18 protein-coding genes are annotated in these 19576 nt (G+C 57.2%); 11 read left to right on the forward strand and 7 right to left on the reverse strand.

Features of this window, described 5'->3' with window-relative positions; translation table 11 throughout:
* The gene (locus HMPREF3143_RS06020) at positions 1-1092 is read left to right on the forward strand and encodes an alkylhydroperoxidase domain protein (protein ID WP_070532204.1); all 1092 of its coding nucleotides are present in this window, start codon (positions 1-3) and stop codon (positions 1090-1092) included.
* Positions 1093-1098: 6 nt separating this feature from the next.
* Here HMPREF3143_RS06020 and araJ read toward each other — a convergent pair whose 3' ends face one another.
* From araJ to HMPREF3143_RS06035, 3 genes are all read right to left on the reverse strand, one after another.
* Positions 1099-2274, reverse strand: a complete 1176-nt coding sequence (gene araJ, locus HMPREF3143_RS06025) for an MFS transporter AraJ (protein ID WP_023292340.1) — start codon at positions 2272-2274, stop codon at positions 1099-1101.
* A gap of 189 nt (positions 2275-2463) precedes the next feature.
* Positions 2464-2970 (reverse strand): YqhG/Tai3 family protein, encoded by a 507-nt coding sequence (locus HMPREF3143_RS06030; RefSeq protein WP_032651933.1) that lies wholly within the window; start codon positions 2968-2970, stop codon positions 2464-2466.
* Positions 2970-3338 carry a hypothetical protein gene (locus tag HMPREF3143_RS06035; RefSeq protein ID WP_021240196.1) on the reverse strand — a complete coding sequence of 123 codons (369 nt, stop codon included), beginning with the start codon at positions 3336-3338 and terminating at the stop codon, positions 2970-2972. The genes HMPREF3143_RS06030 and HMPREF3143_RS06035 overlap by 1 nt, the downstream gene beginning before the upstream one ends.
* A 252-nt stretch (positions 3339-3590) precedes the next feature.
* Between HMPREF3143_RS06035 and ppk2 the strand changes: the two genes are divergently transcribed.
* A complete protein-coding gene (gene ppk2, locus HMPREF3143_RS06040) occupies positions 3591-4409 on the forward strand; it encodes a polyphosphate kinase 2 (RefSeq protein ID WP_008501727.1) in 819 nt (272 codons plus the stop codon).
* Between the two features lie 58 nt (positions 4410-4467).
* On the opposite strand, the gene fdnI is transcribed toward ppk2, so the two are convergent.
* Genes fdnI through fdnG form a run of 3 tightly spaced genes read right to left on the reverse strand, consistent with a single transcriptional unit; the run spans position 4468 to position 9060 of the window.
* Positions 4468-5124, reverse strand: coding sequence for a formate dehydrogenase-N subunit gamma (gene fdnI, locus HMPREF3143_RS06045; protein ID WP_032640727.1), 657 nt, complete (start codon positions 5122-5124; stop codon positions 4468-4470).
* Positions 5117-6001, reverse strand: coding sequence for a formate dehydrogenase subunit beta (fdxH, locus tag HMPREF3143_RS06050; RefSeq protein ID WP_070532209.1), 885 nt, complete (start codon positions 5999-6001; stop codon positions 5117-5119). The genes fdnI and fdxH overlap by 8 nt, the downstream gene beginning before the upstream one ends.
* Positions 6002-6012: 11 nt before the next feature.
* Entirely contained in the window at positions 6013-9060 is a 3048-nt protein-coding gene (gene fdnG, locus HMPREF3143_RS06055; protein WP_114138874.1) for a formate dehydrogenase-N subunit alpha, read from the reverse strand.
* 220 nt (positions 9061-9280) lie between these two features.
* Between fdnG and yddG the strand changes: the two genes are divergently transcribed.
* Together yddG and HMPREF3143_RS06070 are read left to right on the forward strand one after the other, a co-directional pair.
* A complete protein-coding gene (yddG, locus tag HMPREF3143_RS06065) occupies positions 9281-10159 on the forward strand; it encodes an aromatic amino acid DMT transporter YddG (protein WP_070532212.1) in 879 nt (292 codons plus the stop codon).
* A 628-nt stretch (positions 10160-10787) separates the two neighbouring features.
* The gene (locus tag HMPREF3143_RS06070) at positions 10788-11897 is read left to right on the forward strand and encodes a porin OmpC (protein WP_058654485.1); all 1110 of its coding nucleotides are present in this window, start codon (positions 10788-10790) and stop codon (positions 11895-11897) included.
* Between the two features lie 52 nt (positions 11898-11949).
* On the opposite strand, the gene HMPREF3143_RS06075 is transcribed toward HMPREF3143_RS06070, so the two are convergent.
* Positions 11950-12894 (reverse strand): LysR substrate-binding domain-containing protein, encoded by a 945-nt coding sequence (locus HMPREF3143_RS06075; protein WP_047748869.1) that lies wholly within the window; start codon positions 12892-12894, stop codon positions 11950-11952.
* Positions 12895-13064: 170 nt separating this feature from the next.
* On the opposite strand from HMPREF3143_RS06075, the gene HMPREF3143_RS06080 reads away from it, so the two are divergent.
* From HMPREF3143_RS06080 to HMPREF3143_RS06110, 7 genes are read left to right on the forward strand one after another with little or no spacing between them, the layout of a single operon-like run.
* On the forward strand, positions 13065-14015 hold the full coding sequence (locus HMPREF3143_RS06080) for a branched-chain amino acid ABC transporter permease (RefSeq protein ID WP_032651944.1): 951 nt from the start codon (positions 13065-13067) through the stop codon (positions 14013-14015).
* 8 nt (positions 14016-14023) lie between these two features.
* Positions 14024-15130, forward strand: a complete 1107-nt coding sequence (locus HMPREF3143_RS06085) for a branched-chain amino acid ABC transporter permease (RefSeq protein WP_070532216.1) — start codon at positions 14024-14026, stop codon at positions 15128-15130.
* Entirely contained in the window at positions 15127-15894 is a 768-nt protein-coding gene (locus HMPREF3143_RS06090) for an ABC transporter ATP-binding protein (protein ID WP_070532219.1), read from the forward strand. The genes HMPREF3143_RS06085 and HMPREF3143_RS06090 overlap by 4 nt, the downstream gene beginning before the upstream one ends.
* The gene (locus HMPREF3143_RS06095) at positions 15887-16606 is read left to right on the forward strand and encodes an ABC transporter ATP-binding protein (RefSeq protein ID WP_059364467.1); all 720 of its coding nucleotides are present in this window, start codon (positions 15887-15889) and stop codon (positions 16604-16606) included. The genes HMPREF3143_RS06090 and HMPREF3143_RS06095 overlap by 8 nt, the downstream gene beginning before the upstream one ends.
* A gap of 28 nt (positions 16607-16634) precedes the next feature.
* Positions 16635-17792 (forward strand): branched-chain amino acid ABC transporter substrate-binding protein, encoded by a 1158-nt coding sequence (locus HMPREF3143_RS06100; RefSeq protein ID WP_039025279.1) that lies wholly within the window; start codon positions 16635-16637, stop codon positions 17790-17792.
* Positions 17793-17809: 17 nt separating this feature from the next.
* Complete coding sequence (locus tag HMPREF3143_RS06105) at positions 17810-18292, forward strand: L-2-amino-thiazoline-4-carboxylic acid hydrolase (RefSeq protein WP_025910964.1); 483 nt, start codon at positions 17810-17812, stop codon at positions 18290-18292.
* Positions 18289-19515, forward strand: coding sequence for a Zn-dependent hydrolase (locus HMPREF3143_RS06110; RefSeq protein WP_070532224.1), 1227 nt, complete (start codon positions 18289-18291; stop codon positions 19513-19515). The genes HMPREF3143_RS06105 and HMPREF3143_RS06110 overlap by 4 nt, the downstream gene beginning before the upstream one ends.
* Positions 19516-19576 lie beyond the last annotated feature (61 nt).

Raw genomic sequence — 19576 nt, forward strand, 5'->3', positions numbered from 1 at the left:
ATGTCATTAAGTCACGACATTCTCGCCGAGCTGGCGGAAATCAAACCCGGTTCCCCTCTTGCAGAGGCGCGCGCCACGCGGGACGCCGCCACGCGCCACGCCCAGGGCAGCTATGAAATCTTATTCACTCAGCAGGATAGCGATTTTGCGCTGGACGAGCGCTTCGCCGTCGCGGCAAAAGTTGCCAGGTGGCACAACGCGGAGGCGCTGGCCGCGCACTATGCGGGGTTTGGCCTGGCAGACCCGACCTCAGACCGTCTGACGCCGGCGCTCAATTTCGCGCGCCTGCTGACCTTCTCCCCCGTTGAAGCCACGCCGACATCGTTAAGGGCGCTGACCCAGGCGGGATGGAGCAAGGAAGGCATCGTGACGCTGGCGCAGCTTATCGCCTTTGTCAGCTTCCAGAGCCGACTGATTGCCGGGCTGCGGCTGCTGAACGACAGGCCTGTCGCCACAAGCGATGCGCCGTTGGCGGCAGGCGTCTGGCACACGACCGCCACCACGGCCACCGGAAAGGCGGCTCCCGTCGCCTTCACCCAGCAGGAGCTGGGCTGGGAGCCGTGGATCGCCGCCAAACCGCTGGCGGATTTTCGTGATGGCGAGGTTGCTATACTGGCGAAGTTTGGCCACACCGATTCCGACTATTTCCGCCTGCTGGGGCGCAACCTGCCGGTGCTTGAACAGCGCACGCTAACGGATAAGGGGATTTTTTATACGCCGGGGGGGTTGCCGCGCGCCGAGCGCGAGCTGGCGGCAACGGTCGCCAGTAAAATCAACGGCTGCATCTACTGCGCATCTGTCCATGCGCGGAAAGCCAGCCAGCTGTCTAAGGATGACGCGGCGGTAGAGGCCCTGCTGGCCGTGCGTCCGGGACAGTCCCTGAGCGAGGGGCAGTCTGCGCGCTGGCAGGCGGAGATTAATTTTGCGGCAGCGCTGTCGGTTACGCCGCCGGCCGCCACGCCGCTGCACCTTGCCGCGCTGGAAAAAGAGGGGCTGGACACCTTAGCCCAGCTTGATCTGGTGCAGTCCGCCGCGTTCTTCGCCTGGGCCAACCGCCTGATGCTGACCCTGGGCGAGCCCTGGCTTGCCTGACTTCCATCAGGCTAGCGCGCGAGCGTTAGCCTGAGCCTGTCTGGCACGCAGGTAACCGTAGATCAGTAATGCGCTCATGGCCGAGAACGAGAGTAACGCCGCAGGCAGCGTGACGTAGCGCCAGCTAAAGCCGAGGGTAATCATCATCCCACCAAAGTACGCCCCGATCGCGCTGCCGAGATTAAACGCCATCTGCCCGCCCGCGGCCCCCAGCATCTCGCCGCCCTTCGCATTTTGCAGAAGCAGGATTTGCAGCGGTGCAGAGAGCGCAAACAGCCCGGCGCAGCAGATAAAGCCCATCACCAGCGAGGCCGTTTTCAGTTCACCGCAGGCAAAAAGCAGCAGCAGCGAGGCAACAATCACCATGTCGGTGGTGGCCGCAATGCGCAGCGGGCTAAAGCGTCCCGAGAGCTTGCCGCTCAACAGATTGCCCAACACCATGCCAAGGCCCATCAGCATCATGATGATCGTCATCATGCCTTCGGAGAAGCCAGAAACGTTGACCATAAACGGTTTGACGAAGCTGAACCACGCGAATACACCTGCGTTACCAAACATGGTGGCGGCAAAAATCAGCCAGGGCTCCGGTTTCTTCAGGAACTGGAACTGCTCGGTCAGTTTAATTTCTGATTTGTCATGAATGTCCGGCACCCAGATCAGCACCGAGAGGATCACCAGCGCATCGAACAGGGCTATCAGGAAAAAGGTATAACGCCAGCTGAACTGGTGCCCCAGCCAGGTGCCGAGCGGGACGCCCACCAGGTTGGCGACGGTCATTCCGGCGATCATCCCGGCCACCGCGACCGTCACCTTCCCCGGCGGCGCAATTTTAGACAGAATAATCGCCCCGACGCCGAAAATCGCGCCGTGCGGGAAGCCGGAAATCAGCCGCCCCAGCGCCAGCCAGAAATATGACGTAGAAAACGTAAACAGGGCGTTGCCAACAGCGCACATCGCCACCAGAAACAGCAGCGTGGTTTTTAACGAGAACTTGCCGGAGAAGAGCGCCACAATCGGGGCGCCAATCACCACGCCGAAGGCATAAAACGAGATCATATTCCCGGCGGAGGGAATCGAAATACCGGTGTCATGCGCCAGCTCGGTTAACACGCCCATGATGCCAAATTCAGCCATGCCCAGGCCAAATGTGCCAAGCGCCAACGAAAATATTGTCTTTTTCATACCTCAACCACGGGTTAATCACTCGCAGCGGGCATTATTGAATAATCTTGTATGGTGAGCCAGTTCAAATCAGATGGCTGACAGGTTAATCCATTGATTCAGGAGTTTTCTCCAACTGCTACGCGGTGGGATTGGCAAACAAAAAGCCCCGGCAGGCGTCAGGGCTTTAAAGGGTTTAAGGTCTGGCTTTTACGGTGTGCTTTCTGCCGCCGCTTTAGCGCGTGTAATCGCGCCAGCATTGAAAATTGGGTGCTCGTGATTGTTCGTTACGTCACGAACGCGGTAGATTTTCCATTCATCATCTTCACGACGAAGAAATACCTCAAGATGGATGCTTCTCCCGTTACCCGCCCCTTCAATGACGTGGACTACTTCACCGTTTAAAAATGGTCTGGCGTTTTCCACTCGTAACGCAGGTATCCATTCACGGGAGTAATCTTGGGTATACGTAAAATAGTCAGACTCTATTAACTCTTGTTCAGAGATTTCCTGAATAGCATTGATACGAGCAATAGTATCAGCAGAAACATATTTACGCAGTTCGTCGGCAGGATAAGGCCTGGTTTCATCGCTGCCGAATACGGAAAGATAGGATTTATAAAATGATTCAGTAGCGTCTTGTGCGCTACGTTCTTGATTGGCAGCCGAACTACATCCCACCAGCAACATAACGAATGATAACAATATCCTTTTCATCAATGCATCCTGTAAATTTTAAAGGATGGTTGCATTTTGCGGTATCCAGGCCCCGGATACATACTTTTTTGAACGAAATCAGAAATCCATTGTGTACCGTCATACATAGTCATGTGACCTATGCCATTTCCACCAGGGTATGGCTGTATCACGGCCACATCACCAGCAATTAACGTTGAACCGGGCGGCAGCTCACTGAATCCAGCACGTAATAATTCAACCCCATAATCTTTTGCATAATCTGTGTTCGCTACCTTAACACCGCCAGCCAGAATGGCAAGGCGGGTAAACTTAGCACATTCACTATGAGAGCGCCCCAGAGCGTGTGAACGGAGATACGAAACCGCAGCGTCTTTATTCCAACTCATTCTTAGTTCCTTTAAGTAAATAAGAATGAAATTATCACATTAACCACACATAGAGTGCGGGGTTAAATGTGCTGATTTTATTACATCTGCATAGGGAAACAGGTGCTTAGCACCTTCGTTAATACCTCTGTATCTGCTTAAAAAAGTGTCGAGACATTAATTACCTAAAAACAATACGCATAATATCAGGTGGATTACACTTCATAGTGCGGCCTCGCTTTTTCCGCACCGGACAACCTGAGGATGACAATCATGGGAAGCAAAAAGAAAACCCCTGTCGCTGTTGATGTCGTATCGAATGCACCGCTTAAGACCAAAGAGTATGAAAAAGAGCTCCGCCGCCTGCACGTCGAACTGGTTAAGCTCCAGCAGTGGGTCGTCGCCAAAGGGTTAAAAGTGTGTATTGTTTTTGAAGGACGCGATGGTGCTGGCAAAGGCGGCACCATTAAAGCGATCACCGAGCGCGTCAGCCCGCGCGTGTTTCGCGTTGTTGCGCTCCCTGCCCCAACGGAAAAAGAAAAAAGCCAGCTCTACTTCCAGCGCTATGTGCCCCACCTGCCTTCGGCGGGTGAAATCGTGATCTTCGATCGCAGCTGGTATAACCGCGCGGGCGTGGAACGGGTGATGGGGTTCTGCACGGAGGAACAGGCGGAGAAATTTTTAGACGGCGCGCCGGTTATGGAAAAAGCGATGGTCGATGCCGGGATTATCCTGCTGAAGTACTGGCTGGAGGTGACGCCGAAAGAGCAGGAGCGCCGCCTGCGCGACCGTATTAACGATGGGCGTAAGATCTGGAAGCTGTCGCCGATGGATATTAAATCCTTTAACCTCTGGGATGAGTATACCCTTGCGCGCGACGCCATGTTTGAAGCCACCGATACCGCCTGGGCGCCGTGGTTTGTGGCGCGTTCAGAGGATAAAAAACGCGTGCGCCTGAATATTATTTCGCATCTGCTTTCGCAGATCCCGTATAAAGAAATTCACGTCGACAAGGTGGATTTACCGAAGCGCAAAATCGGCAAGGTCAAACCCACGAAATATCCGTTCCGGTATGTGGAAGAGCGGTTCTGATTTGAAGAGTAGGCCCGCGCAAGCGCAGCGCCGCCGGGCAAAGCCGACGGCGCAGGTTTTACTTCATCCCTTCCGTACTTTCCTGTTTCGCTTCCAGCCGTTCCACATCACGGTACCAGCGCGGATGGTGTTTCTGCGCCCAGCGGCGGCTCACCTTCCCTTCAATCATGCCTTTAATCGATCCTTTCACCCAGAACGCCATATACATATGGATCAGGATGGCGTGAATCAGAATGATGGCCGACGTCGCGTGGATCAGCAGCGCGTAGCGAATCACCTGTATCGGGAAGTAGTGTGCAAAATACGGACGCCAGATAATCACCCCGGTCACCAGCAGCACAAAAATCATGCTCATGATGGTCCAGAACATCATCTTCTGCCCGGCGTTGTATTTCCCCACCTTCGCGACTTTGTGCTCGTTACCCTTCAGGACTTCAACGATCCCTTTCACCCACGGGATATCCTGCTTGTCCGGGATATTGTGATGGACGAAGCGCACGAACATAAACATCAGCACCACGAAAATCAGCACGCCGAAGAACGGGTGCAGAATGCGCCCCATCTGCGGCGTACCGAAGGTTTCGGTCAGCCACTGCAGCGTCGGGAAGAAGAACGAAATTCCCGATACCGCCACCAGGAAGAAGCAGATCACTACCGTCCAGTGACAGGCGCGATCGACAAATTTGGTGCGCACTATCATTTTCGACTTACTCATGATGCTCCTCCTCGTCGTCATCCGCCTCTTTGTTTGGCCCGATACCGATGTAGTGATAAATCAGCCCGGCAAAGGTGGCGATAAAGCCCGCCGCGGACAGCGGCTTGAGCGCCCCTTTCCACAGGTTGATGGAGGTATCGATCGCCGGATCCTTCGGCAGATTGTGGTACAGCTCCGGCTGGTCGCTATGGTGCAGCACATACATGACGTGCGTGCCGCCCACGCCCTGCGGGTTGTAAATGCCCGCTTTGTCGTAGCCCCGCGCTTTGAGCTTATCGACGCGTTCCTGCGCCACCTCCAGCATCTCTTTTTTGGTGCCGAAGTGAATGGCGCCGGTTGGACAGGTCTTCACGCAGGCAGGCTCCTGCCCGACGCTGACGCGGTCCACGCACAGGGTGCATTTGTATACCCGGTTATCCTCTTTATTGAGGCGCGGGATATTAAACGGACAGCCCGCGATGCAGTACCCGCAGCCGATGCAGTTGTCCTGCTGGAAATCGACGATCCCGTTGGCATACTGGATAATTGCCCCGGCAGACGGGCACGCCTTCAGGCAGCCCGGATCTTCACAGTGCATGCAGCCGTCTTTGCGGATCAGCCACTCCAGCCTGCCGTTCTGGTCGGTTTCGCTAAAGCGCATCACCGTCCAGGATTTGGCACTCAGATCCGCCGGATTGTCGTAGACCCCAACGCAGTGCCCCACCTCGTCGCGAATATCGTTCCACTCCGAACAGGCCACCTGACAGGCCTTACAGCCCACGCAGGAGGAGACGTCGATAAGCTTGGCGACCTCTGCCTTGTAGTCCCGCGCGCGAGGCGCGGGAGTGATCGGGTTGGTCGCGGAGCGTTTAATTATGTCTTGTGTTTCCATCGCCATTTAATCGCTCCTTACGCTTTCTCGATGTTGACCAGAAACGCTTTGTACTCCGGCGTTTGCGAGTTGGAATCGCCGACGTTTGGCGTCAGGGTGTTGGCGATATAGCCTTTCTGCGCCACCCCTTCAAAGCCCCAGTGCAGCGGAATACCGACGGTTTCCACCTGCTGGCCGTGCACGTTCAGCGACTGCAGGCGGCGGGTGACCACCGCCACCGCTCGGATAAAGCCGCGCTTGCTGCTCACCTTCACGCGGTCGCCGTTGGCGATGCCTTTCGCCTTCGCCAGCGTTTCGCTTATTTCCACAAACTGTTCCGGCTGCGCGATGGCGTTAAGCCGCGCGTGCTTGGTCCAGGTATGGAAATGCTCGGTCAGGCGGTAGGTCGTCCCTACGTACGGGAACTTGTCCTTTTTGCCCAGGCGCAGCACGTCGTCTTCGTAGATCCGCACCACCGGGCTGGAGACCACGTTCGGGTGCAGCGGGTTGGTGCCGAGCGGCGTTTCCATCGGCTCGTAGTGTTCCGGGAACGGCCCTTCCGCCAGCTTGTTGAGGGCGAACAGGCGCCCCAGCCCTTCCGGCTGCATGATAAACGGCCCGGTGTTGCTGCCCGGCGCGGCGGTGCTGTAGTCCGGGATGTCGTTCCCCGTCCACTTCGTCCCGTTCCACTGGATCAGCATCCGTTTCGGATCCCACGGCTTGCCGTTCACGTCGGCGGACGCACGGTTGTACAGCACGCGACGGTTCAGCGGCCACGCCCATGCCCAGCCCAGGGTGTTGCCCAGACCTGACGGATCGGCGTTGTCGCGATTCGCCATCTGGTTACCCTGCTCCGTCCAGCTACCGGTGTAGATCCAGCAGGACGATGCCGTGGTACCGTCGTCACGCAGCAGCGCGAAGCTGTTCAGCAGCTGGCCTTTCTTCGCCACCAGATTGCCGTTTGCGTCATACAGATCCGCCAGCGCCACGCCGTTGTTCTCTTTCGCGACCTCTTCGGATTCAGGACGATCCGGCTGCTTGTAGTGCCAGCTCATCTTCAGCAGCGGCTCAGCGCCTTTGCCGCCTTCAGTGCGGTACATTTCGCGCAGACGGTGGTAAATCCCGGCGAGGATCTCGCCGTCGTTTCGCGCTTCGCCCGGCGCGTCCTGGCCTTTCCAGTGCCACTGCAGCCAGCGGCCGGAGTTGGCAATGGAGCCGTCCTCTTCCGCAAAGCAGGTGGACGGCAGGCGGAACACTTCGGTCTGAATCGAGGCCGGATCGACATCGTTCGATTCCCCGTGGTTCTGCCAGAAGGTGGAGGTCTCGGTCACCAGCGGATCGATAACCACCATGTACTTCAGCTTGCTCAGGCTGCGAACGACTTTGTTCTTGTCCGGGAAGGAGGCCACCGGGTTGAAGCCCTGGCAGATATACCCCGTGACGTCGCCCTTATCCATCATGTTGAAATACTTGATGACGTCATAAGCCTGATCCCACTTCGGCAGCCACTCAAAGCCCCAGTCGTTCTCTTTCTGCGCCGCATCGCCGTAGAAGGATTTCATCAGGCTGACGTAGAACTTCGGATAGTTGCTCCAGTAGTTCACCTGATCCGGCAGCGTCGCTTTTGGCGTATTGGCCTCAAGATATGCTTGCAGATCGGCCTGCTTTTCAGACGGCAGCGTCAGGTAGCCCGGCAGGCTGGTGGAGAGCAGACCGAGATCGGTCAGGCCCTGAATGTTTGAGTGGCCGCGCAGCGCGTTCACGCCGCCCCCCGCCATGCCCATGTTGCCGAGCAGCAGCTGGATCATCGCCATGGTACGGATGTTCTGCGCGCCCACGGTGTGCTGCGTCCAGCCCAGCGCGTACAGGAACGTGGTGGTTCTGTCGGCGGCGCTGGTGGAAGCCAGCACTTCACACACCTTCAGGAAGTCCGCTTTCGGCGTGCCGCAGATGTTCTCCACGACGTCCGGCGTATAGCGGGAGACGTGCTGCTTCAGCAGGTTCCACACGCAGCGCGGATGCGTGAGCGTTTCATCGCGCATCGCATAGCCGTTTTCATCGAACTGATAGTTCCAGGACGTTTTATCGTACTGGCGTTTTTCGGCGTCATAGCCGCTAAACAGCCCGTCTTCGAAGGCAAAATCATCCCGCACCAGCAGGTTCGCGTTGGTGTAGTGCTTAACGTAGTCCGCGTTGATTTTGTTGTTTTCGATCAGGTACAGCAGCACGCCGGACAGGAACGTAATGTCCGTACCGGAGCGGATCGGCGCATAGATATCGGCCACCGATGCCGTACGCGTAAAGCGCGGATCGACGACGATAAGCGTCGCATCGTTGTTGTTTTTCGCTTCCATCGCCCAGCGGAACCCCACCGGATGGGCTTCAGCGGCGTTACCGCCCATCACCACCACGACGTTCGCGTTTTTGATATCAACCCAGTGGTTGGTCATCGCACCGCGACCAAATGTTGGAGCAAGACTTGCTACCGTTGGTCCGTGTCAGACGCGCGCCTGGTTGTCTACCGCCAGCATGCCGAGCGAGCGCACAAATTTTTGCGTCAGCATGCCGGTTTCATTACTGGCTGCCGAGGCGCATAGCATGCCGGTGGAAAGCCAGCGGTTGACCGTCACGCCCTGCGCATTCTTTTCAATAAAGTTGGCGTCGCGGTCGGCTTTCATCAATTTCGCAATACGGGAGAAGGCCTCATCCCAGGAGATACGCTGCCATTTGTCGGAGCCCGGCGCGCGGTATTCGGGGTAGCGCAGGCGGTTTTCGCTGTGGACGTAGTCCAGCAGCCCCGCCCCTTTCGGGCATAACGCCCCGCGGCTCACCGGATGATCCGGATCCCCTTCAATGTGATAAATCGCTTCTCTGGCGTTCTTCGCGCCATCGCCCAGGCTATACATTAAAAGCCCACAACCCACGGAGCAGTATGTGCAGGTGTTACGGATCTCTTTGGCGCGCAGCAGTTTATAGTTGCGTGCCTGAGCCAGCGCCATTTTGGGAGCAAATCCCAGCATTGCGGCTGTTGTTCCGGCCATACCGCCCGCGCAGATTTTAAAAAATTGTCTGCGGCTGACGTCCATTGCTGTCCTCGTTATCTGAAAAGACTTCGCGCCGCAAACTAACAGCAAAGCCCCTGATTTTTTTGCGTCAAATCAAGGTCATCAGCCTTCCCCCCCTTAATAGTCACCTCCGCAACGTTTCATTACCCCTTTTTGATTAACGGCTTAAGAGAATAATTCACGACAGCGACAGGCGTAATGCGATACATTTTTCCTTTAATTTTTATTGTGATGGCGAGTAATGGACAGAAAGAGAGCAACGCTTCTTGGGCTGGCGGCAATACTGTTATGGAGCACCATGGTCGGCCTTATTCGCAGCGTGAGTGAGGGATTGGGCCCTGTTGGCGGTGCCGCGATGATCTACACCCTCAGCGGATTACTGTGTCTGGTGACGGTAGGATTTCCTGATATACGACGGTTTTCTCCCCGCTATCTTATTGCCGGCAGCGTTTTATTTGTCAGCTACGAAATATGTCTGGCGCTGTCGCTGGGCTATGCCGCAACACGATCGCAGGCGATTGAAGTGGGCATGGTCAATTACCTTTGGCCGAGCCTGACGATCGTATTTGCGATTTTGTTCAATGGGCAAAAGTCTACCCTGTGGGTGATCCCCGGCTTGCTCATTTCTCTGCTGGGCGTGTGCTGGGTATTGGGCGGCGAAGAAGGATTACACCTTGAGGAAATAACCCGGAATGTCGTTTCCAGCCCTCTGAGCTATGCGCTGGCGTTTGCCGGGGCCTTTATCTGGGCCGCCTATTGCACCGTCACCAGCAAATTTGCGAAAGGGCAAAACGGCATCACCCTGTTTGTTTTGCTGACCGCGCTGAGTCTGTGGGTGAAATATGCCCTGAGCGATCAGCCCGACATGGTGTTCACGCTTCCGGTAGCAGTGAAGCTGGTTATGTGCGGTATCGCGCTTGGGTTTGGTTACGCCGCCTGGAATATTGGCATCCTGCACGGTAACGTCACGGTTCTGGCTGCCGTATCCTATTTTACCCCCGTGCTTTCTGCCGCGCTTGCCGCCGCGGTGCTAAGCTCCCCCCTGTCATTCTCGTTCTGGCAAGGCGCGCTGATGGTCTGCGCCGGGTCGTTGCTCTGCTGGTACGCCACACGAAAATAACGCTGCTCGACTGGCCGGGGGAATTTCAACCCGGCAACATAATTAACATAAATTTAAAATGTGATCAGACATCAGAATATTTATCATGATAATAGAGCATCTGTTTAAGTTCGGTTTATATTGAACGCCTTCTGTAAAGCCACCTGAAGCGAGCTGACACAAACTGACAACCCAATGAAATTAGTGAGTAATGAATATTAACGCTCAGGATAGCATGGCGCGCAATAATTCAGCTCTGACAGTTTTATGATAATATGCGGAATAGACGCTGAAAAATCAAATAACCCATTGTTTTTAAAGAAAAGCAGCAATACCACCATCATTAAACCCTCGGAAATTGCGAAATTTAACGCGATAAACAAAAACCATCAGAAATTATAGTAAAAGCAATAATCCCACTGACTAAATAACTATTAATCGTATAAATTCCGACCATATTGTTTGAATGATCGCCTTCTCACACGATCGAGATCACACTAATTGAAATTATCTCTAATATTTTGAAACTTATTATTGAAATAAGACTACGAGATTTTTAAGAATAGCATGCCATTGACGAACAGCCTCGTTTAGAAATCGTTCAAAGTGGTTCAGGAAATACCGAAAAAAATTATAAGGAACATTTAAGATGAAACTTAAATTAGTTGCAGTGGCAGTCACTTCCATGCTGGCAGCAGGCGTTGTTAACGCTGCCGAAATTTACAACAAAGACGGTAACAAACTGGATCTGTACGGTAAAGTGACAGGTCTGCACTATTTCTCTGATGATGCTGGCGCAGATGGCGATAAAACCTACATGCGTATCGGCTTCAAGGGTGAAACCCAGGTTAACGATCAGCTGTCCGGTTACGGCCAGTGGGAATACCAGATTCAGGGCAACAAAGACGAAGGCGACAACCAGTCCTGGACTCGTGTGGCGTTTGCAGGTCTGAAGTTCGCGGAAGCAGGTTCATTCGATTATGGTCGTAACTACGGCGTGATTTACGACGTGACCTCCTGGACCGACGTTCTGCCAGAATTCGGCGGTGACACCTACGGTGCCGACAACTTCATGCAGTCTCGTGCTAACGGCGTGGCAACCTACCGTAACCAGGACTTCTTCGGTCTGGTTGACGGCCTGAACTTTGCTCTGCAGTATCAGGGTAAAAACGGCAGCGTAAGCGGTGAAAACACCAGCGGCCGCAGCCTGCTGAACCAGAACGGTGACGGCTATGGCGCATCCCTGACTTACGATCTGGGCGAAGGCTTCAGCGTAGGTGGTGCAATGTCCTCCTCCCGTCGTACCGCTGACCAGAATGCGGCTGGCGTATACGGTGAAGGCGACCGCGCAGAAGTATACAGCGGTGGTGTGAAATACGACGCGAACAACATTTACCTCGCGGCGCAATACTCTCAGACCTACAATGCAACCCGTTTCGGTACCTCTAACAACAAGCGTACCGACATTTACGGCTTTGCAAATAAGGCGCAAAACTTCGAAGTTGTGGCCCAGTATCAGTTCGACTTTGGCCTGCGTCCGTCTATCGCTTACCTGCAGTCTAAAGGCAAAGACATCGAAAACTTCGGCGACCAGGATCTGGTGAAATACATCGATGTTGGCACGACCTATTATTTTAACAAAAACATGTCCACCTACGTGGATTACAAAATCAACCTGCTCGATGACAACAAGTTCACTCGCCAGGCAGGCATCGGTACCGACAACATCGTAGCGCTGGGTCTGACCTACCAGTTCTAAATCTTGTCTCTCCAAAAGCCAGCTGAACAGCTGGCTTTTTTATCGCCCTCTTTTACCCGCCAGACGACTCCCCGCCCGCTGCCCGTCGCAGCCAGTTTTGCAGCAGCTTGCCGTCCTCGGTCATCTCTGAATCTGAGCGCACGCAGAGGTAGTAGTCGCGTCCGTCATCAATCGGTAGGTCAAAGATCTTCACCAGCTCGCCGCTCTCAAGATACGGCGCAATCAGCGGCTCCCGCATCAGCGCGCACCCCAGACCCGCCTGTACGCCCGCCAGCGTCAGCAGACCGTCCTCAAACATTGGACCGCTGCGGCGAACGGGACGCTTCACCCCATGCTGTACAAACCACTGCGCCCACGTCGTGCGCTCCTCATCGTGCAGCAGCGGCATCTGCAGCAGTTGCTCAGGCGTGTCGATATGGCCGTGAATGCGCAAAAACGCGCGGCTGCACACCGGCACCATCTGTCCGGAAATCAGCTTTTCACTCTGATAGCCCGCCCACTGGCCGTTGCCAAAACGAATCGACATATCCGATGCGTCGCTCAGATAGTTACGATGGTTGGCATACACCACGTTGATCTCGGTCTGCGGGTTGGCGCGCATGAACGCAGGCAAGCGCGGGATAAACCACCCCATACCAAAAAGCGGGATCAGGCTGATGGTGACCTGACGCGTTTGCGCCTGCTCCGCCAGGTGCTCCGTCGCCTGGCGCAGCACGTTAAACGCAGCACGGATCGAGCGGTAGTATTCACGCCCGTGCTGGCTCAGCACCAGCCTGCGCCCCTGACGCTCCGTCAGCGGCATTTGCAGGTACCCTTCGAGTACCCTGAGCTGATGGCTGACGGCCGACGGAGAAATGTCCAGCTCCTGCGCGGCCAGCGTGACGCTGCCCAGCCGGGCGATGGCCTCAAAGGCACGCACAGCCCGAAGCGGCGGATCGTTTGCAAGGCGACTTTCTGCATACGCAGGCAGGCCAACTAATTGTTCTGTTTTATTCATATGTTGATTTCTTTAGGCTTTTCACCCAAAAACAGGTCTTCATTATATTTATATAAATCATAAAGATAGAACAATATCTATTTATCATAAGAAATAATAGATGCGTATTTTACAATTTTATTCATTTATTGGATGGTAGCCGCAGAACGAGCACTTAGCGGGTACAGACGTTGGATACACTCATACAACAACTGATCAACGGTGTGATGCTGGGAAGCATCTACGCGCTGATCGCGCTGGGCTATACCATGGTGTATGGCATTTTGCGCATTATTAACTTTGCTCACGGCGATATTCTGATGGTCGGCGCGCTCACCACGCTCTCCGCCATGAACGCCCTGAATACCACCTTCCCGCATATGCCGCAGCTGTTGCAGCTCGGCGTTGCCCTGATGATTGCCATGGCCGTCTGCGCCCTGCTGGCGATGGCCGTGGAACGCTTTGCCTACCGTCGACTGCGCAACGCCCCGCGCCTCGCGCCGCTGATCTCGGGTATCGGCGTTTCGGTCCTGCTGCAAACCGTGGCGATGATTATCTGGACGCGCAACCCGCTGATGTTCCCGCAGATCCTGCCGATGGACCCTATCGCCGTCACGTCAGGCAGCGAAGCGCATCCTCCTGCCATCGTCACCGTCACCGGTATCGTCACCGTTGTCCTTGCGCTGGCGGTGATGACCGGGCTGTGGCTGCTGGTGGAATACACCCGTCTGGGGCGCGGCATGCGCGCCGTGGCGGAAAACCCGCGCGTGGCCACGCTGATGGGGGTTAACCCAAACGCCATCATCACCCTGACGTTTGCGATTGGCGGGGCGTTTGCCGCGCTGGCAGGCGTGATGATGGCTAGCAACTACGGTAACGCCAGCTTCTCGATGGGCTTTTTACCTGGGATCAAGGCCTTTACCGCCGCCGTGCTGGGGGGCATTGGCAACATTCGGGGCGCCATGATTGGCGGCATCCTGCTCGGCATTATCGAAGCGCTGGGCGCAGGCTACCTGGGTGAACTGACGCACGGCGTATTTGGCAGCAACTATCAGGATGTCTTTGCCTTTATGGTGCTGATCCTGGTGCTGGTCTTCCGTCCGGCTGGCCTGCTGGGCGAGCGCGTGGCGAACAGGGCGTAAGGAATTCCATGACAACATTTCAACTCCAGACCCCGGCGACGACGCGCAAATTCTGGTCAGGCATGAGCCTGTTCTGCCTCGCGCTGCTGATTGCGCCCGTGGTGGCCACGCAGCTTGGCGGCAACTACTGGGTGCGCGTCATCGACTTCGCCCTGCTCTACATCATGCTGGCGCTCGGGCTTAATATTGTGGTCGGCTATACCGGCCTGCTGGACATGGGCTTTATCGCCTTTTACGCGGTCGGCGCCTACCTCGCGGCACTGATGGCCTCCCCGCACCTGCTGGAGGTGTTTCCGATCCTCGGCGTCTGGTTCCCGGACGGGCTGCACACCTCGTATCTGCTCATTATCCCGCTGGCCGCCCTCGTGGCGGCCGTCTGCGGGATTTTACTCGGTGCGCCCACGCTGAAGCTGCGCGGGGACTACCTGGCGATAGTGACCCTCGGCTTTGGCGAAATTATCCGCATCCTGATGCGTAACCTCGACCGTCCGGTAAACATTACCAACGGCGCAAAGGGCATTACCGGGGTGGATACGCTGAACCTGTTCGGCCTGAAGTTCAGCGGCGTATACCACTGGTTTGGTTTCAAAGTACCCGCGCTGTGGCTGTGGTACTACCTGCTGATGCTGGTGATTATCACGATCGTCTTCGTCTGCCTGCGCCTGCAGCATTCCCGTATCGGCCGCGCCTGGCACGCCATCCGCGAGGATGAAGATGTGGCCCGTGCGATGGGCATCAACGTGCGTAACTATAAGCTGCTCGCCTTTGCGATGGGCGCCTCCTTTGGCGGCGTAGCGGGTGCGCTTTTCGGCGCGTTTCAGGGCTTTGTCTCCCCGGAATCCTTCACCTTACAGGAATCGATTGCCGTACTGGCGATGGTGGTGCTGGGCGGTATGGGGCACATTCCGGGCGTGATCCTGGGCGCGGTACTGCTTACCGCCCTGCCGGAACTGCTGCGCAGCCAGGCAGCGCCGGTGCAGCAGGCGCTGTTCGGTACGGTGCTGATTGATCCTGAAGTGTTGCGACAGCTGTTTTACGGTCTGGCACTGGTGCTGGTGATGCTGGTGCGCCCGTCCGGCATCTGGCCGGTACGCCACAAGGAGGTGAAGGCATGAGTCTGTTAACCGTACGCAACATGAGAAAACGCTTCGGCGGGCTGACTGCCGTGGATGACGTTTCGATTACCGTGAACAGAGGCGAGATCTACGGGCTGATCGGCCCCAACGGCGCGGGAAAAACCACCTGCTTTAACCTGATCACCGGGCTTTATCCGGCGGACAGCGGCGAATTTTCGATTGCCGATAAGCCCTACTTCCCGAAGCAGATAGAGAAAGTGACCGCCGCCGGGATTGCGCGCACCTTCCAGAACGTGCGCCTCTTCAACGACATGTCGGTGCTGGAAAACGTGATGGTGGGCCGCCACGTGCGCACCCGTAACGGCCTGTGGGCCGCGCTGAGCCGCCACAAACGCGCCCGCGAGGAAGAGAAGCAGACCCGCGAACTGGCCTGGCACTGGCTGGACTATACCGGCATTGCGCAGTTCGCCCACTATCGCGCCTGCGACCTGGCCTATGGCCATCAGCGTCGGCTTGAAATCGCCCGCGCGCTGGCAACGGATCCGCTGCTGCTGGCGCTGGATGAACCCGCTGCCGGGATGAACGCGGCGGAAAAAGTGGCGCTCGGCGAGCTGCTCATCCGCATCCGCGATGACGGCAAAACCCTGCTGATGATTGAGCATGACGTCAAGCTGGTGATGGGCATCTGCGATCGCCTGACGGTCCTTGATTACGGAAAAACGCTCGCCAGCGGCACGCCGGAAAGCGTGCGGCGCGACCCGGCAGTGGTCGCCGCCTGGCTTGGAGGTCACGCTCATGTCTGAATTACTGAAGGTAGAACGTCTGGACGTGCATTACGGCGGCATTCAGGCCGTACGCGATGTCTCCTTTACCCTGCGCGAGGGCGAACAGGCTACGCTGATCGGCGCTAACGGCGCGGGGAAAAGTTCCACCGTGCGCGCCATTACCGGGCTGGAAAGCTTTAGCGGCAGCATTGACTTCAGCGGTAAAGCGGTACGCAAACAGAGTCCGGAGACCCTGCTTCGCGACGGGCTGGTGATGGTCCCGGAGGGCCGCGGGATCTTCTCCCGCATGACGGTACTGGAAAACCTGCAGATGGGAGCCTGGCTCAGGCGTGACACTGTCACCGTCAGGCGCGAGATGAACGAAATTTTCGAGCGCTTCCCGCGTCTGGGCGAACGCCAGCATCAGCTTGCCGGGCTGCTGTCCGGCGGTGAGCAACAGCTGCTGGCCCTTAACCGCGCCCTGCTCAGCCGCCCGCGCCTGCTGATCCTCGACGAGCCGTCAATGGGCCTTGCCCCGAAGATGGTCGAGAACATTTTTGCCGTTATTGCCGGGCTGCGCGAGCGCGGCGTCGCCCTGCTGCTTATCGAACAAAACGCCCGGCTCGCGCTGGAGGTGACCGACAGCGCGTGGGTGATGGACAGCGGCAGCATTGTTCATCATGGCGAATCGACAGCGCTGCTCAACGACGACCAGATTGCACAGATTTATTTGGGCGAAATGCCCGTTTAACCACACCAGCCAACATCAGGGAAATACAATGAAAACAGTAAAAATCAGCGCGCTCAGCGCCGCTATTCTGCTCGGTGGTTTTGCCTCAACGTCCGCGTGGGCCGCTGACGGTGAAACCGTGGTCATCGGTCTGGCAGGCCCGCTGACCGGCCCGTCTGCCCGTATCGGGAAAGATCTGGAGAACGGCGCGCAGCTGGCCATTGACGACATTAACAAGCAGCACCCGACCATCGGCGGCAAAGCGGTGACCTTCAAACTGCAGTCCGAAGACGATCAGTCCGACCCGCGCACCGCCGTAGCCGTCGCGCAGCGTCTGGTGGATAGCGGCGTGGCGGGCGTGGTCGGTCACTGGAATACCGGCACCAGCATTCCGGCGGCCCGCATTTATCACGATGCGGGTATCGCCCAGGTGGCGCCGGTCGCAACCGGTCATGCCTATACCCAACAGGGTTTTGACACCAGCTTCCGCGTGATGGGCCACGACGATGACGGCGGTCAGCTCGCCGGTCAGTACGCGGTTAACACCCTGAAAGCCAAACGCATTGCGGTGATCGACGACCGTACCGCCTTCGGTCAGGGTCTGGCAGACCAGTTTATTAAATCGCTGGAAGCGCAGGGCGTGAAAATTGTCGATCGTCAGTACGTGGATGACAAAACGGTCGATTTCAGCGCCGTACTGACCGCCATCCGCAGTAAAAACGCCGATCTGATCTTCTTCGGCGGCGTCGACAGCCAGGCCGCACCGCTGGCGCGCCGCATCAAACAGCTGGGCATGAACGCCACGCTGATGGGCGCAGGCGGATTCGTCAGCCAGACGTTCCTCAAGCTGGCGCAGAAAGAAGGCGAAGGCGTTGTGGCGCTGGAGCCGGGTCTGCCCGTTGACCAGATGCCGGGTGGTAAAGCGTTCGAGCAGGCGTACCAGTCCCGCTACCACACCCATATCGAACTGCACGCCCCGTTCGCCTATGACGCCACCCGCGTGCTGGTGGCGGCGATGGAAAAAGCAGACTCCGTTGAGCCGTCCGACTATCTGCCCGCCCTGCGCGCCATCAGCTATTCCGGCGTTACCGGACAGATCGCGTTTGATAAAGAGGGCAACCTGAAATCGCCGTCGTTCACGGTCTATAAGGTTGTCGACGGCAAATGGCAGCCGCAGACCGTGCTGGGCGGCGCAAAAGCGAAGTAACGCAGCGAGGCAATGTGATGAGTGATAATAACGAGCTGGGCATTCTCGCCCGCCGCAAAATTGAAGCCGAAATTATTAAGCCAATTTATGAAATCCTGGTGCGCGAGATAGGGAAAGCCCGCGCCCAGGCGGTGATTGGTGAGGCCATTGAGCAGGCCGCGATTGACGCTGGCAAAGGGTTTGCCAGCAAAGAACCCAACGGCGCAAACATCAAGAGCTTTATCGCCCTGCAGTATCTGTGGGAGAAAGATAACGCCCTGGACGTGAAGGTGATCGACGCCGACGACCAGCAGTACAACTACAACGTGACCCGCTGTCGCTACGCGGAGATGTACCACGAGATGGGGCTGGGCGAAATTGGTCACCTGCTCTCCTGCGCGCGCGATGAAAAATTCATCGTGGGCTATGCGCCCGACGTAGAGCTAACCCGCACCACCACCATTATGCAGGGCGGCGCGTGCTGTGATTTCCGCTACCGCAGCAGTAAGGACAAGCCATGATCCGCGTCAACGCCGAACGGCTGTGGTCAACGCTTGAGATGATGGCGCAGATCGGCGGCACGCCCGCCGGTGGCGTCACCCGTCTGGCACTGAGCGAGGAAGATCGCGTTGCGCGTCATCTGCTTCGCGACTGGGCGCTGGACGCCGGTTTTACCTGTGACGTCGACAGCATGGGCAATATGTTTATCCGTCGTGCGGGGAAAAATCCGCAGCTTGCCCCGGTCATGACCGGTTCGCACGTGGATACGCAGCCGCTGGGGGGGAACTACGACGGGGTTTACGGCGTGCTGGCCGGGCTGGAGCTGCTGCGAACCCTCAACGACCATCACATTGAGACAGAACGTGACGTTGTGCTGGTCAACTGGACCAACGAAGAAGGCGCGCGCTTCGCGCCAGCCATGCTCTCTTCAGGGGTCTGGACGGGGCAATTTAGCGAAGCGTACGCCCATGCCCGCGCGGATAGCAACGGTATCACCGTGGGTGAAGCCCTGGAAAGCATCGGCTACCGGGGTGAAGCCCCTGCCCGCGCGTTTCCGGTTCACGCCTGCTACGAGCTGCACATCGAGCAGGGCCCGATTCTGGAGGACGAAGGTCTGGATATCGGGCTCGTCCGCGCGGCAATGGGCCAGCGCTGGTTCACCCTGACGCTGGACGGATTTGCCGCCCATGCAGGAACGACGCCGATGCACAGCCGCCGCGACGCGCTGACCGCCTTCGCGGAGCTGGCGCTGAAGGTGGAGGAGATTGGCTATCGGCATGCGCCGGACGGACGGGCGACGATCGGTATGGCGCAGGTTACGCCAAACTCGCGCAACGTCGTGCCGTCTCGGGTGGTCTGCAGCGTGGAGTTTCGCCATCCGGCGCAGACGGCGCTGGAAGCCATGGAGGCGGCGCTGCATAAGGTGGCTGAAAGCCTGAGCCTGCGCGGGGTGGCGGCTGCCGTTGAGCGCATCTTTGACTACGCGCCCATCGCGTTTGATGCCGAATGTCTGGCCCGCACGGAGAAGGCCGTAGCGGAACTGGGCTACTCGGCGAAACCGATGGTCTCCGGCGCGGGACACGACGCCTGCTATGTGAGCAAAATTGCCCCTGCCAGCATGATTTTTATCCCCTGCGTGAAGGGCATCAGCCATAACGAAGCGGAAAGGATCCTGCCGGAGTGGTCGGAAAAAGGGGCGAACGTGCTGTTGTACAGCGTGTTGGCCGCGGCCCAGGAAAAATAAACCGGGTGGCGCGGCTCGGACAACCGCGCCCGTAGGCCCGGTAAGCGCAGCGCCACCGGGC

The organism is Enterobacter sp. HMSC16D10, assembly GCF_001807145.1.
In the GTDB taxonomy this organism is placed as follows: domain Bacteria; phylum Pseudomonadota; class Gammaproteobacteria; order Enterobacterales; family Enterobacteriaceae; genus Enterobacter; species Enterobacter roggenkampii.

What these genes read in the sequence shown, in the direction of transcription:
- araJ (WP_023292340.1), bottom strand. Translation starts at nt 2,274, where the DNA reads ATGAAAAAGACAATATTTTCGTTGGCGCTTGGCACATTTGGCCTGGGC.
- fdnI (WP_032640727.1), bottom strand. Translation starts at nt 5,124, where the DNA reads ATGAGTAAGTCGAAAATGATAGTGCGCACCAAATTTGTCGATCGCGCC.
- HMPREF3143_RS06100 (WP_039025279.1), top strand. Translation starts at nt 16,635, where the DNA reads ATGAAAACAGTAAAAATCAGCGCGCTCAGCGCCGCTATTCTGCTCGGT.
- HMPREF3143_RS06075 (WP_047748869.1), bottom strand. Translation starts at nt 12,894, where the DNA reads ATGAATAAAACAGAACAATTAGTTGGCCTGCCTGCGTATGCAGAAAGT.
- HMPREF3143_RS06085 (WP_070532216.1), top strand. Translation starts at nt 14,024, where the DNA reads ATGACAACATTTCAACTCCAGACCCCGGCGACGACGCGCAAATTCTGG.
- ppk2 (WP_008501727.1), top strand. Translation starts at nt 3,591, where the DNA reads ATGGGAAGCAAAAAGAAAACCCCTGTCGCTGTTGATGTCGTATCGAAT.
- HMPREF3143_RS06105 (WP_025910964.1), top strand. Translation starts at nt 17,810, where the DNA reads ATGAGTGATAATAACGAGCTGGGCATTCTCGCCCGCCGCAAAATTGAA.
- HMPREF3143_RS06070 (WP_058654485.1), top strand. Translation starts at nt 10,788, where the DNA reads ATGAAACTTAAATTAGTTGCAGTGGCAGTCACTTCCATGCTGGCAGCA.
- HMPREF3143_RS06095 (WP_059364467.1), top strand. Translation starts at nt 15,887, where the DNA reads ATGTCTGAATTACTGAAGGTAGAACGTCTGGACGTGCATTACGGCGGC.
- HMPREF3143_RS06110 (WP_070532224.1), top strand. Translation starts at nt 18,289, where the DNA reads ATGATCCGCGTCAACGCCGAACGGCTGTGGTCAACGCTTGAGATGATG.
- HMPREF3143_RS06035 (WP_021240196.1), bottom strand. Translation starts at nt 3,338, where the DNA reads ATGAGTTGGAATAAAGACGCTGCGGTTTCGTATCTCCGTTCACACGCT.
- HMPREF3143_RS06090 (WP_070532219.1), top strand. Translation starts at nt 15,127, where the DNA reads ATGAGTCTGTTAACCGTACGCAACATGAGAAAACGCTTCGGCGGGCTG.
- fdxH (WP_070532209.1), bottom strand. Translation starts at nt 6,001, where the DNA reads ATGGCGATGGAAACACAAGACATAATTAAACGCTCCGCGACCAACCCG.
- HMPREF3143_RS06020 (WP_070532204.1), top strand. Translation starts at nt 1, where the DNA reads ATGTCATTAAGTCACGACATTCTCGCCGAGCTGGCGGAAATCAAACCC.
- yddG (WP_070532212.1), top strand. Translation starts at nt 9,281, where the DNA reads ATGGACAGAAAGAGAGCAACGCTTCTTGGGCTGGCGGCAATACTGTTA.
- HMPREF3143_RS06030 (WP_032651933.1), bottom strand. Translation starts at nt 2,970, where the DNA reads ATGAAAAGGATATTGTTATCATTCGTTATGTTGCTGGTGGGATGTAGT.